Genomic DNA, 12,787 nt, shown 5'->3' on the forward strand with positions numbered 1-12,787 from the left:
GCAGGATTCATGCATCCCTCTGCGACGGGGCGGGGGAAGCGTTGTGACGAGGAGCGGATGTGGCAGGCAACCTGACCCGTGATGAAGCCCGGGAACGGGCTCGACTGCTGAATGTGGATTCCTACGCAGTTGAGCTTGATCTCACCGAGGGTGACGAGCGGTTCGAAAGCATCACTACGGTCCGGTTCTCCTGCACCGAGCCCGGCGCGACCACGTTCATCGAACTGGCGGAGGCCAAGGTTCGCAAGGCCGTCCTGAACGGCGCGGAGATCGACCTGAACGACTATGACCTCGAAGCGGGCCGTCTTCCGCTTACGGGCCTGGCGGCGAGCAACAAGCTGCAGATCGACGCCGACTGCAGCTACATGCGCTCCGGCGAGGGGCTCCACCGGTTCGTCGACCCCGTGGACCAGAAGGTCTACCTGCACTCGCAGTTCGAGACGGCCGACGCGCACCGCATGTACGCCTGCTTCGACCAGCCCGACCTCAAGGCGTCCTTCGAGCTCACCGTGCTCGTGCCCTCCGACTGGGAGGTCGTCTCCAACGCGGCCCCGGACGCCGTCGAGGAGCTCGAGGAGCACCACGGGCGCCACGGCACGCTGCAGACCGCCAAGCGCTGGCACTTCCCGCCCACGCCGGTGATGTCCACCTACATCACGGCCCTCATCGCCGGGCCGTACGCCGTGGTGCGCGACGAGCACGACGGCATCCCTCTGGGGGTCTACTGCCGCGCCTCCCTCGCGGAGCACCTGGACGCCGACAACGTCTTCGAGGTCACCAGGCAGGGCTTCGACTTCTTCCACCAGGTCTTCGGCATCCGCTACCCGTTCGGGAAGTACGACCAGCTGTTCGTCCCGGAGTTCAACGCGGGCGCGATGGAGAACGCCGGCGCGGTGACGTTCCTGGAGGACTACATCTTCCGCTCCCGCGTCACCGACGCCATGGTGGAGCGCCGTGCCGAGACGATCCTGCACGAGATGGCCCACATGTGGTTCGGTGACCTGGTCACCATGCGCTGGTGGGACGACCTGTGGCTGAACGAGTCGTTCGCCACCTACATGTCGATCCTGTGCCAGGCCGAGGCCACCCGCTGGGGCCAGGCGTCGTGGACCACGTTCGCCAACGTGGAGAAGTCCTGGGCCTACCGGCAGGACCAGCTTCCCTCCACCCACCCGATCGCCGCGGACATCGCCGACATGCAGGCCGTCGAGGTCAACTTCGACGGCATCACCTACGCCAAGGGCGCCGCGGTACTCAAGCAGCTCGTGGCCTACGTCGGCCTCGACAACTTCCTCGCGGGCGTCCGTGACTACTTCGGCGAGCACGCCTGGGGCAACACCGAGCTGAAGGACCTGCTGACGGCCCTGGAGCGCACCTCAGGCCGCGACCTGTCGTCCTGGTCGAAGGAGTGGCTGGAGACCGCCTGGGTCAACACGCTGCGCCCCTCGTTCACGGTGGACCCCGAAGGCCGCTTCCTGAACTTCGAGGTCCTGCAGGAGGCTCCCGCCGACTACCCGACGCTGCGGTCCCACCGCGTCGCCATCGGCCTCTACTCCTACGTGGACGGCGCCCTGGTCCGTGTGAAGCGGGCCGAGCTCGACATCGTCGGCGCCCGCACGGCGGTGCAGGAGCTGATCGGCGAGACCCAGCCCGACCTGATCCTGATCAACGACGACGACCTGACGTACTCCAAGATCAGGCTCGACGAGCGCTCGCTGCGCACGCTGGTGGACGGTGGCATCGCCCGCTTCACCGAGTCGCTGCCGCGGGCCCTGTGCTGGGCGGCCGCCTGGGACATGACGCGCGACGCCGAGATGGCGACACGCGACTACGTCCGGCTGGTCATCTCCGGGGTCCACTCCGTCAAGGACATGACGGTCCTGCAGACCGTGCTTCGTCAGGCGCGCGTCTCCGCCCAGCAGTACGCCGACCCGGCCTGGCGCGACACCGGTCTCGCCGAGCTGTCGGCCGCCCTGCGCGGACTGATCGCCTCCGCGGAGCCCGGCTCCGACCACCAGCTCGCCTACGTCAACGCCTTCACCGCGGGCGCCACCTCGGCCGACGACCTGGCCTTCGTCAAGGCCATCCTCGACGGCACGACGGTTCCCGAGGGCCTGACGGTGGACGCGGACCTGCGCTGGACGCTGATCCACGCGCTGGTGTCGGGCGGCGTCTTCTCGGCCGACGACATCGCGGCGGAGCTCCAGCGCGACCCGACCGCCACCGGCGAGCGGTCCGCGGCCCTGTGCAAGGCGTCGATCCCCACCGCCGAGGGCAAGGCCCATGCGTGGTCGGCGATCGTCGGCGGCGAGCTGAGCGGCGCCGTCCTGCGCTCGACCGTGGTCGGGTTCATGGACCCCCACCACGTCGACCTGCTCCAGCCCTACGGCGAGCGGTTCTTCGAGGAGGTCGGCCGCATCTACAAGAGCTGGACCTCCGACAGCGCCCAGCGCTTCGCGATGGGGTGCTTCCCTGCGCTGCTGATCGACTCGGCCACGGTGGCGAGGACGCAGGACTACATCTCCTCCTCCGCGCCGTCGCCCGCGCTGCGCCGCATGCTGCTGGAGGGCGCGGACGGCATCAGCCGGGCGCTGCGTGCAAGGGCCAAGGACGCCTCGGCCGCCTGAGGCCCACGGCACGGCCGGGCCCTTCCTCCCGGTCCACCGGCCCCGAGATACGCCCTCCTTCAGGCCCGGCCCGCCTGACGTTCAAGTCCGGTTGAACGTCAGGCGGGCCGGTCGGCTTTCACGGGCCGGTCTCCCAGCGCGCTGAAAGCGGGTTGCAAGCGCCTCACGCTGATATTGGGCAGCGCATCCGTTTACAGCGTGCCACAGCTGGTCTACTGTGCGCGCTGTCACCGTACGTCCGGGAGGCCCTCCTTGATCACCCTCGTCGTCGTCGGCATCCTCGCCCTCGTCCTCATCTTCGTCGCCGTCACGACTTACAACGGGCTCGTCCGCAAGCGCGGGGCGGTGGACAACGCCTGGGCCCAGATCGATGTGCAGCTCAAGCGCCGCCACGACCTGATCCCCAACCTGGTCGAGACCGTCAAGGGATACGCCTCGCATGAGCGCCAGACCCTGGAGGCCGTGATCGCCGCCCGGCAGCAGGCCGTCTCGGCGCAGGGCCCGCAGGACCAGGCCGCCGCGGAGAACATCCTCTCGGGCGCGCTGAAGAACCTGTTCGCCCTCTCTGAGGCCTACCCCGACCTGAAGGCCAACCAGAACTTCGCCGCGCTCCAGGACGAGCTCGCGAGCAGCGAGAACCGCATCGCCTACTCCCGGCAGTACTACAACGACGCCGTGCTCGCCTACAACAACGGCATCCAGACCGTCCCGTCGAACATCGTGGCGGGGATGACCGGCTTCCAGCAGCGCGAGTACTTCCAGGCGCCCGGCGAGGAGCGTGGTCCCGTCCAGGTCCGGTTCTGACCCGCCGCTGCGATGATCTTCGTACTCATCGCGGTGGCCGCCCTTGGCCTGTGGCTGCTCCTCCTGGCCGCGCTGGCCTTCGCCACGCGCAACCCCGACATCGATCCGGGACCGCCCACCAGCGAGCTGCGCGACGAGTCCCCCGCGCTCGTCGACCTGATCACCGGCAACTGGCGCCTCTGCGACGAGGCCGCCTCGGCCACGCTCCTCGACCTGGCCGCCAAGGGCGCCGTCCAGATCGAGGAGATCGGTCCCGAGCTGTCCCTCGTACGGCTCCGCGAGCCCCGGACCCCGCTCTCGGCGTACGAGAAGCTGGTCCACGACCACGTGCGGTCCCTCGCCACCGACGGGGTCGTCGCAACCGGTGCCCTCGCCGAAGGTGCCAGGAACCTCGGCCGCTGGTGGAAGAGCTTTCGCAGGAAGGTCATCGTGGAGGCCCGCGAGAAGGGCCTGTCGCGCGCCCGCTGGAGCCGGGCCCAGGCGGCTCTGCTCACGGCCGCCGCCGCCGTGCCCGCCATCGCGGCCGGCATCGCGGTGGCCGCGACGGCGGACGGCGACGACAAGGATGGAGGCATCGGCGCGGCCTTCGTCGGGTTCGCGCTGCTGATCGGGCTGCTGGGCAAGCTGAACGGCGAGCGCGGCACGGCCGAGGGCGCCAAGGTCGCCGGCTACTGGATGGGCGTGCGAGCGCACCTGGCCGCCAACCAGGGGTTCGCCGAGCAGCCCGCCGCGGCCGTGACGATCTGGGGACGGCACCTCGCCTACGCCGCCGCTCTCGGCCTGGCCAGGCGTGCGGTGACCAGCCTGCCGATCAGCACCCCCGCCGACGACAAGCGGGCCTGGTCGGACTACGGCGGCATGTGGCACGTCGTCGACGTCCGCTATCCCCGGCGCATCCTGTGGGGCCGCCCGCCCTTGCAGATGATCCTGCGCGGCCTGGTCGCCGGGCTCGCGACCGGATTCTGGCTCTGGATGTTCGGCATCGTCGCAAGCGCCTTGATCGACTGGCCCGACTCACTTGTCATGCCGGTGGCCTACCTCGGCGCCGCCGTCGCGGCGGCCGTGCCCATCGCGTTCGCCATCGCCGACCTCACCACGAAGACCGAGGTCGAGGGCCAGATCGTACGGCTGCGCGCCTTCCAGGTCGGCTCGAACGGCAACAACCGGCCCAAGTACGCCTACTGGGTCGCGCTCGACGACGGTCGCCTGCGAGAGGTCAAGGCCCTCGGCATCGACGAGGACAAGTGGCGGCCCCTGGTCGAGGGAGATCGGGTCAGGGCCCGCATCGGGCGCAGGGTCGGCTGGATCCAGGAGATCGAGGTGCTGAGCCACTCCCGGCACCGGGGGGCGTCGTTGTACGACGACACCGGCGAGCATCTCCTGGACCTACCGGAGAACCTCGGCGAGGTACCGGTCCTCGGCCCCCGCCGGGGTCCGGCCGGCGACGGCGGTGTCCCCGGCGGCGGAACGGATGGCCGCGGCACGGATGGCCGCGGCACGGATGGCCGCGGCACGGATGGCCGCGGCACGGATGGCCGCGGCACGGATGGCCGCGGCACGGATGGCCGCGGCATGGATGGCGGCGGCATGGATGGCGGCGGCATGGATGGCGGCGGCACGGGCGGTCAGGGCGCCGACGGCCGTCCGGCCGCTCTGGTGACGCCCGCAGACCTGCGGCGCACGCTCGGCATCGAGGTCGGCCACGCCGGGCCGTGCCCCGGCGCGCTGCCCACGCCCGCGTGGCTGGCCGTGAGCTCCTGCCGCTACGAGACGACCGCCGGCACCCCGGTGACCGTCGACGTGCACGCCGCGTCCGGAGCGCGGGGCGGCTATCTGATGGTCCTCGGGCATCTGCTGACCCGAGTGGAGGGACGCGAGGTCTCCGGGGTGGGCGGCGGCGCCATGCTGTACCCCGGCGTGATCTCCGCACGGACCAGCGAGGGCACCTTCGCGATCCATGTGCACTCACCCGCCGGACCGCCGCCTCCGGACGCGCTCATCGCCCTGGCCCATACGGCCGCCGAACGTATGGAAGGAAGGTCGCCGGTGGCGTGAGAGGGTGTCCAGGTGGAATCGCCCCTCGATCTTCTCACCGAGCTCGCCCGGCGGTACGCCTTCGCCGATTTGGGGGCCCTTGCTCCCATGGTCGTTCCGGAGGCGGTTCTGATCCCGGCGCTGTGCGAGTTCGGCCAGCGGTTGCTCACGCTGGACGCGGAGGACTTCGCCACCGAGGTGGACGCGAAGACCGTCCCGAGCGCCCTCAGACGCCGCGCGCGTGACTGCCACATGCCGCAGACGGCCCGCGAGCAGCCACGCGGCGCCCTCACCTCGCTCAGGCCCGCGTACGGGCTGCTGCTCGAAGTGATCCAGATCCGCTGGGAGCGGCGCGAGCTCAGCTCGATGATGGCGGCCGTGCACATCGCCGCCGAATACCTGCCGCTGCTCGCCTTCGAGCCGGTGCTCGGGCACGCGGGCGACCCGGCGCGCTGGCCGGAGGGGTTGCGCGCCGAGGGCAGCCGCTTCGGCGTCATCGGCGACCGGGAATGCGACCACACCAAGCCCGAGAAGTCGGCCGCGGAGCGCACCCTGCGGGTCGCCCTGGAGCCGCCGGAGGGCTGGCGGGCCTACTTCGACCGCCAGCACAGCCAGCTCTCCGGGGCGATGGCCACCTGCGTCGCCAAGTGCCGCAGGCCCTGCACGGCCATGGACTGGATCGCCGCCGACGCCCGTGACGACCTGGCCCTGCGCTGCAAGGTCGCGCTGACGTTCGCCGACACCCCGCTGGTACGGCTCCGGCACGCCGCGCCCGTAGGTCACGGTTTCGGCGTGCCCTCGCCCGAGGAGGTGCTCGACGCGTGGACGCGAAGCCGGTCGCATCTCGACAAGAACGACGTGGGGCGCCAATCCTGCCGCGACGACGGGTTCCCCCTGCCGGGCCTGCCGAGCCTGTTCTCGGCGATCGCGGGCTCGCCGATCAGCCCCGCGACGCTCCTTGCCGACGTCGCCGCCCACCTGGTCGCGTTGATCGGCAAGGCGGCGATGCGCGGCGCCGGCGTCTGACCGGTGGCGGGTGACTCACCAGTGGGCGGGCGGCTCACCGGAGCGTCGGCGGCTCACTGGAGGGCGGCACGGCTCACCACAGGGCGGGGCGGCGGTCACCCCAGAATCCGCCGACTGCCGCCTCGATCTGCGCGGAGACCGAGATGAGCGTGGCCTCGTCGCCGAACCGTCCGGCGAGCATCACTCCGATGGGCAGGCCCTCATCGGTCCAGTGCAGGGGAAGGTTGACGGCGGGCTGGCCGCTGACGTTGTAGATCGCGGCGAACGGCGCGAACCGCTCCATCCGCCGGAAGGTCTCCTCCGGATCCTCCACGTCCTCGAACCAGCCCACGGGGACGGGCGGCTGGGTGACGGTGGGGCTCAGGATCGCGTCGTACTCGTTCATCACCAGGTACCCGAAGCGGGTCGCCGTCTGCAGCGTGGCCTGGGCCTGCAGGAAGGCCGGCGCCGTGGTCGCGAAGCCCCGCTCGCGCAGCCACCTGGTGAGGGGGCGCAGCTTCGGCTCCAGCGACGGATCGACCGGATGCATGCACGCGAAGCAGAACCACAGCTTCTCGAACTCGCGCACGATGGCGGGGTCGAACGGCGGCGACATGTCGACGACCTCGTGACCGAGCGACTCCAGCAGCGCCGACGCCTCCTCGTACGCCGCCAGGACGTCGGGATGCACCTCGGCGCCCGGCACGACGGGCGTGGCGTTCCTGCCGATCCTCAGGCGGCCCGGCTCGCGTGTCACGGCCTCGGTGAAGCTCACCGGGGACGGCGGCGCGTGGTACAGGTCGCCGGGCTGGTTGTGCGCCATCGCCTCCAGCAGCGCCGCCGCGTCGGCCACGGTGCGGGTGATGGGGCCGTTGGTCGACAGGCCGGCCAGGTCGGGGATGATCGGGGCGAACGAGATGCGTCCCCGGGTGGGCTTGATGCCGTACAGGCCGCAGAGCGAGGCGGGGATCCGGATGGAGCCGGCTCCGTCGCTTCCCTGGGCGGCCGGGGCGAGGCCGGCCGCCACCGCGGCCGCCGCTCCTCCGCTCGATCCGCCCGCCGACCGTGTCAGGTCCCAGGGCGTACGCGAGGGGGGCGACACGTAGGTCTCGGTGTAGCAGGGCAGGCCGAACTCGGGAGTCGCGGTCTTGCCGAGCATGATCGTGCCGGCGTCCCGCAGCCGCTCGACCATGCTGTCGTCGACGGGAGCGACGAAGCCCTCGTAGCTCGCGGAACCGAACAGGATCGGAACGTCCTTGACGAGGTTGAGATCCTTGATCGGGATCGGCACCCCGAGGAGCGGGGGAAGCTCCGTGCCCTCCAGGGCGAGGGCCTCCGCCTTCCGCGCCTCGTCGAGGGCACGGTCGGCCGTCAGCGTCACGAAGGCCCCGACTTCGGGGTCGAGCCTTTCGATGCGTTCGAGATAGTGCTTGGTGATCTCTACCGGCGACAGTTGCCTGGATCGCACGGCGGCGGCCTGCTCCAGGGCTGTAAGATCATGTATGTGCGCCACGCTTCCGCACAGTAGGGCTTACGACCGCTAGTTATCTAGAGAGAAAAGGGTTAGATACCCGGCTTTTCGTCCTACGATGCGGGAACAGACGGCCACAAAAATGTGAACTAGCCAACACTAGGCACACCCTTGGGCGTCAACTACCGTGAGTTACGTGGATTCCGGTCTAGAACCTGATGACGGTCACAATACGTCACCCATATGGGTGAGTGACCGCCCCTCGGCGCCGAAATCTCGGCCCGCAGCTCCCGAGGCGACCTACGCGCCCGTAGGGCGTGCCTCCCTGCTCGGCCTGCTTCAGCAGCCCAAATACCGGCATCTGCGGCTCCGCGCGCTGATCGCCGTGGGGTCCGGGCTGATCGTGGGCATCCCCCTGTGGAGCTGGCGGCTCGGCCTGGTCGCGGCGATCATCGCCGCCATCGCCGACACCGTGTACCGTGCCCGCACCGCCTCCTCCGTCGCTCCCTGGCGCCGCGCGTCGGCCGCCGAGCGTCGCACCGAAGCACAATTGAGGAAGCTGGAGCGAAACGGCTACCTTACGCTGCACGCGCGGGCCATCCCTGACAGTGACGCCCAGATCGACCACCTGGTCGTCGGGCCGACCGGGGTGTACGCCGTCGACTCGGAGAAGTGGGACAAACGGCTTCCGGTCCGCGTCCAGTCCCACCGCAAGCTCTTCCACGGGCCGTTCAACCAGAAGCCACGCCTCGACGAGGCGCGCTGGGAGGCGTCCCAGGCGAGCGAGCTGATCACCAGGGCGCTCGACCGCGAGGTCACCGTCGTGCCGTCCCTCGCGATCTACGGCCCGGCGATCCCCTGGAAGATCCTCAACATCCGCGAGGTCGACGTCTTCGACGGAGGCCGCGTGCGCAAGTGGATCACCAACCGGGAACGCTCCCTGACCAGCGAGGAAGTCGACGAGATCTACACCGCCGCGGAGCAGGTCCTCCCCCCGCGCTACCCCGAGAACTGACCGTCGAGGAGGTCCTTCGGGGTTCCCGTCATTGTCACCACTGCCCCCGGGAATCCCGAAGGATCTTTCCTTTTCCCGGCACCGCCGGATCGCCCTGACGCCGCGGCATCCGCCGGGTCTCCTCGCCTTCGCGGCGGCCCATCGGCGTGTCCAGGCTGTGGACCGCATGTCTCGCCAGGCGAGCGGTGGCCGTACCATTTGAAGACTCAGCGTCGTCGGATGGGAGAACGGTCATGCCGGCCCTCAGGTCTCGTACGGTCACTCATGGCAGGAACATGGTCGGGGCCCGCGCCCTCCTCCGCGCCACGGGCGTAGCCGGCGGCGACTTCGGCAAGCCGATCATCGCGGTGGCAAACAGCTTCACCCAGTTCGTCCCGGGCCATGTCCACCTGCGCGAGGTGGCCGAGGTGGTGGCGAGCGGCGTCCGCGAGGCGGGGGCCATTCCTCGCGAGTTCAACACCATCGCCGTCGACGACGGCATCGCCATGGGCCACGGCGGCATGCTCTACTCGCTGCCCTCGCGCGAGCTGATCGCCGACGCGGTCGAATACATGGTCAATGCCCACTGCGCCGACGCGCTGATCTGCATCTCCAACTGCGACAAGATCACACCGGGCATGTTGCTGGCCGCCTTCCGGCTCAACATCCCGACCCTGTTCGTCTCGGGCGGGCCCATGGAGGCGGGCAAGTCGCCCCAGGGACGCAAGCTCGACCTGATCGACCCCATGATCGCCGCCGCGGACGAGAGCGTCTCCGACGCCGAGCTGCTCGAGATGGAGGAGAACGCCTGTCCCACCTGCGGGTCGTGCAGCGGCATGTTCACCGCCAACTCGATGAACTGCCTCGTCGAGGCGATCGGTCTCGGGCTGCCTGGCAACGGCACCACGCTGGCCACCCACAAGGCGCGCAAGGGCCTGTTCGAGAAGGCCGGACGGCAGATCGTCGAGATCACCAAGCGCTACTACGAGCAGGACGACGAGTCCGTGCTGCCGCGCAACATCGCCACCCGCGACGCCTTCGAGAACGCCATGGCCCTCGACGTGTCCATGGGCGGCTCGACGAACACGATCCTCCACCTGCTGGCGGCCGCCCGCGAGGCCGGTGTCGACTTCGGCCTGAAGGAGATCAACGAGGTCTCCCTGCGCGTGCCGTGCCTGTGCAAGGTGGCGCCGGCCACGGCGAAGTACCACGTGGAGGACGTCCACCGCGCGGGCGGCATCCCGGCCATCCTCGGTGAGCTCGACCGGGCCGGGCTGCTCAACCGCGACACCCACAGCGTGCACGCGGCGTCCCTCACCGAGTTCATCAGCGCGTGGGACCCGAAGTCTCCCGATGTGACCGAGGAGGCGATGGAGCTCTGGCACGCCGCACCGGGCAACGTCCGCACGGTGAAGGCCTACTCGCAGGACGCCCGGTGGGAGTCCCTCGACCTCGACCGCGCCGATGGCTGCATCCGCGACCTGGAGCACGCCTACACCCGTGACGGCGGCCTGGCCGTGCTCTACGGCAACATCGCGCCCGAGGGCTGCATCGTCAAGACGGCGGGCGTCGACGAGTCGGTGTGGAAGTTCAGCGGGCCGGCCGTCGTGTTCGAATCGCAGGACGACGCGGTCGAGGGCATCCTCGGCGGCAAGATCTCGGCCGGCGACGTCGTGGTCATCCGCTACGAAGGCCCCAAGGGCGGGCCGGGCATGCAGGAGATGCTCTACCCCACGAGCTTCCTCAAGGGCAGAGGGCTGGGCAAGGCCTGCGCGCTGGTCACCGATGGCCGGTTCTCCGGCGGCACCTCCGGTCTGTCCATCGGGCACGCCTCCCCCGAGGCGGCCGAGGGCGGCATCATCGCCCTGGTCGAGAACGGCGACCTCGTCGAGATCGACATCCCTGGCCGGAGCATCGAGCTCAAGGTCTCCGAGGCCGACCTGGCCGAGCGCCGCGAGCGCCTGCTGGCCGAACTCGGCCGCTACCGCCCGCGCGACCGCGACCGTCCGGTAAGCGCGGCCCTGCAGGCCTACGCCGCCCTGACGACCTCCGCCTCCACGGGCGCCTCACGCGACCTGTCCCAGCTCTCCCACTGATCCGGCACCCCGGCCGCCGGCGCTGAGGACAGTACGTCGTCACTCCAAGGTAAAGAACAGTCGCCTCGGAGTAGGCCGTTCTAGGATCTGGTGTTCGAAAAATGTCGGTGCTCGGCGGTAGTGTTGACGTATGGCAAACGTCACCACGCCGCTCCTGACGACCGCCGAAATCGCCGCGCTCGCCCTGTCTCTCGCCCACCTGGGCGAGGGTCCCCAAGCAGTGACCGCCCGCCGCGGCCTGCGAACCGTGTTCGACACCCTCGATCCCGGTGACGACGTCGTCGCCGAGACCCTCGACACCCTCACGACGCCGCTGCCGCCCGAGGTGGCCCGTCGCGCGCGCACGATCGCGGGTGCGGTGACCGGCCGCCAGGTGGTGCGCCTTCACTACCGCGACGCCGGCGGGCGGGTCACCTCCCGTGACGTCGAGCCCGTCACCTGCCTCGTCCACCGTGACCATTGGTATCTCGTGGGGTGGTGCCGCACCAAGGTCGGCATTCGCGCGTTCCGGTTCGATCGCATCGTCGCGGTCGAGCCGACGCTGGTGCCCGCCCGGCCCCACCGCGCCGAGCGCTACCTCCCCTTCCAGCGAAGGAAGGCCCCCGACCTGCACAGCGCCCACACACCTGGCCACGTAGCAGACCGCAGAACGGCCTAGCCTCCCAGCCTTGCCCGACATGGAGGCGGTGGCCGGCCACCGCCTCCACCATCGGCGTCAACCGCCGCAGCGGGCACCGGCTCCACCGGCTCCACCGGCGATGCCGCGTGCCGTCCGTAGCCGGCCGCCTCCGCCGATGAGGCCGGGCGTCAGCCGCAGCAGCCGCCTCCGCAGCAGCCACCGCCGCCTCCGCCGGTGGGGCGCGGTGCCGTCGCGCCGCCCGTGACGGCGACCGTGGACAGCAGCTTGACCGTGTCGTCGTGACCCTCCGGGCAGACGGCGGCCTCGCCGGAGGCGGCCATGGGCCGGGACAGCTCGAAAGTGGATCCGCAGGCGCGGCAGCGGTAGTCATAACGGGGCATGCCATCAGGGTACGACGTGACAGGCCGGGAAACGGCGTACGAGACCGCAGAACCACGGGTCACGCGACCGTGTACACACCGGTCACACGGCCGTGTACGCACAGATCACACGGCCATGTAGTAACCGCGGAACCGCGCAGCAGGTGACCGCGTACGGAAACCTCGGGTCATGGTCGGTACGGGGCCGTGGGGTCACTGGGTCGGGTGGGTGCCGGGAGGTGGGGGTCAGGCGGCTGTTTCGGCGAGGTAGGGGGCCCATTGGGGGTCGCCGTCGAACTGGGCGCCGATGAGTCGCCAGTGGACGCCTCGTGGCACCACCGGGGCGACGCGCAGCGTCCATCCCAGCTCGTCCAGCAGCCGGTCCGCCTTGCGATGGTTGCAGGGCATGCAGGAGGCGACGCAGTTCTCCCAGGTGTGCTGCCCGCCGCGGGAACGCGGCAGCACGTGGTCGATGGTCTCGGCGCGCTGCCCGCAGTAGGCGCAGCGGTAGTCGTCCCGACGCATGAGCGCGGCCCGGGTCAACGGGATCCGGGAGCGGTAGGGGATACGTACATAACGCCGCAGCCGGATGACCGACGGCACGTCGACCGTGCACGAGGCCGACCGCAGCACCGCACCCCGGCCGTCGCGGTGAACGACATCCGCCTTCTCTCTGATCACGAGCACGACGGCACGATGCAGGTTGAGAGTGGTGAGCGGTTCGAATGTGGCGTTCAGCAGCAGGACCTGGCGCATC

10 protein-coding genes are annotated in these 12,787 nt (G+C 70.1%); 7 read left to right on the forward strand and 3 right to left on the reverse strand.

Annotation, left to right across the window (positions count from 1 at the left end):
• The first annotated feature begins 59 nt into the window (after positions 1 to 59).
• The 4 genes from pepN (at position 60) to ABD810_RS25695 (ending at position 6,491) form a co-directional block, all read left to right on the forward strand.
• The gene (pepN, locus tag ABD810_RS25680; RefSeq protein ID WP_344945534.1) at positions 60 to 2,627 is read left to right on the forward strand and encodes an aminopeptidase N; all 2,568 of its coding nucleotides are present in this window, start codon (positions 60 to 62) and stop codon (positions 2,625 to 2,627) included.
• A 252-nt stretch (positions 2,628 to 2,879) separates the two neighbouring features.
• Entirely contained in the window at positions 2,880 to 3,431 is a 552-nt protein-coding gene (locus ABD810_RS25685; RefSeq protein ID WP_344945537.1) for a LemA family protein, read from the forward strand.
• A gap of 12 nt (positions 3,432 to 3,443) precedes the next feature.
• Complete coding sequence (locus ABD810_RS25690) at positions 3,444 to 5,486, forward strand: DUF2207 family protein (protein ID WP_344945540.1); 2,043 nt, start codon at positions 3,444 to 3,446, stop codon at positions 5,484 to 5,486.
• 12 nt (positions 5,487 to 5,498) lie between these two features.
• Positions 5,499 to 6,491, forward strand: a complete 993-nt coding sequence (locus ABD810_RS25695) for a hypothetical protein (protein ID WP_344945543.1) — start codon at positions 5,499 to 5,501, stop codon at positions 6,489 to 6,491.
• 73 nt (positions 6,492 to 6,564) lie between these two features.
• Here ABD810_RS25695 and ABD810_RS25700 read toward each other — a convergent pair whose 3' ends face one another.
• Positions 6,565 to 7,983: an amidase gene (locus ABD810_RS25700; protein WP_344945545.1), complete on the reverse strand. Its 1,419-nt coding sequence runs from the start codon at positions 7,981 to 7,983 to the stop codon at positions 6,565 to 6,567.
• Positions 7,984 to 8,188: 205 nt separating this feature from the next.
• Here ABD810_RS25700 and ABD810_RS25705 point away from each other — a divergent pair, with 205 nt between their 5' ends.
• The 3 genes from ABD810_RS25705 (at position 8,189) to ABD810_RS25715 (ending at position 11,689) form a co-directional block, all read left to right on the forward strand.
• Entirely contained in the window at positions 8,189 to 8,956 is a 768-nt protein-coding gene (locus tag ABD810_RS25705) for a nuclease-related domain-containing protein (protein ID WP_344945548.1), read from the forward strand.
• A 233-nt stretch (positions 8,957 to 9,189) separates the two neighbouring features.
• Positions 9,190 to 11,031, forward strand: coding sequence for a dihydroxy-acid dehydratase (ilvD, locus tag ABD810_RS25710; protein ID WP_344945551.1), 1,842 nt, complete (start codon positions 9,190 to 9,192; stop codon positions 11,029 to 11,031).
• 130 nt (positions 11,032 to 11,161) lie between these two features.
• Positions 11,162 to 11,689 (forward strand): helix-turn-helix transcriptional regulator, encoded by a 528-nt coding sequence (locus ABD810_RS25715; RefSeq protein ID WP_344945554.1) that lies wholly within the window; start codon positions 11,162 to 11,164, stop codon positions 11,687 to 11,689.
• 149 nt (positions 11,690 to 11,838) lie between these two features.
• Here the strand turns inward: ABD810_RS25715 and ABD810_RS25720 are convergent, their stop codons facing one another.
• Positions 11,839 to 12,051, reverse strand: a complete 213-nt coding sequence (locus tag ABD810_RS25720) for an FmdB family zinc ribbon protein (protein WP_344945557.1) — start codon at positions 12,049 to 12,051, stop codon at positions 11,839 to 11,841.
• Between the two features lie 225 nt (positions 12,052 to 12,276).
• A complete protein-coding gene (locus ABD810_RS25725) occupies positions 12,277 to 12,786 on the reverse strand; it encodes an HNH endonuclease (RefSeq protein WP_344945560.1) in 510 nt (169 codons plus the stop codon).
• Position 12,787 lies beyond the last annotated feature (1 nt).

Origin of the sequence: Sphaerisporangium flaviroseum (genome assembly GCF_039537005.1) — a bacterium.
GTDB lineage: Bacteria > Actinomycetota > Actinomycetes > Streptosporangiales > Streptosporangiaceae > Sphaerisporangium > Sphaerisporangium flaviroseum.

Excerpts from the sequence above, each read along its gene's own strand:
- ABD810_RS25690 (WP_344945540.1), top strand. The coding sequence starts at position 3,444 with ATGATCTTCGTACTCATCGCGGTGGCCGCCCTTGGCCTGTGGCTGCTC.
- ABD810_RS25725 (WP_344945560.1), bottom strand. The coding sequence starts at position 12,786 with ATGCGCCAGGTCCTGCTGCTGAACGCCACATTCGAACCGCTCACCACT.
- ABD810_RS25715 (WP_344945554.1), top strand. The coding sequence starts at position 11,162 with ATGGCAAACGTCACCACGCCGCTCCTGACGACCGCCGAAATCGCCGCG.
- ilvD (WP_344945551.1), top strand. The coding sequence starts at position 9,190 with ATGCCGGCCCTCAGGTCTCGTACGGTCACTCATGGCAGGAACATGGTC.
- ABD810_RS25720 (WP_344945557.1), bottom strand. The coding sequence starts at position 12,051 with ATGCCCCGTTATGACTACCGCTGCCGCGCCTGCGGATCCACTTTCGAG.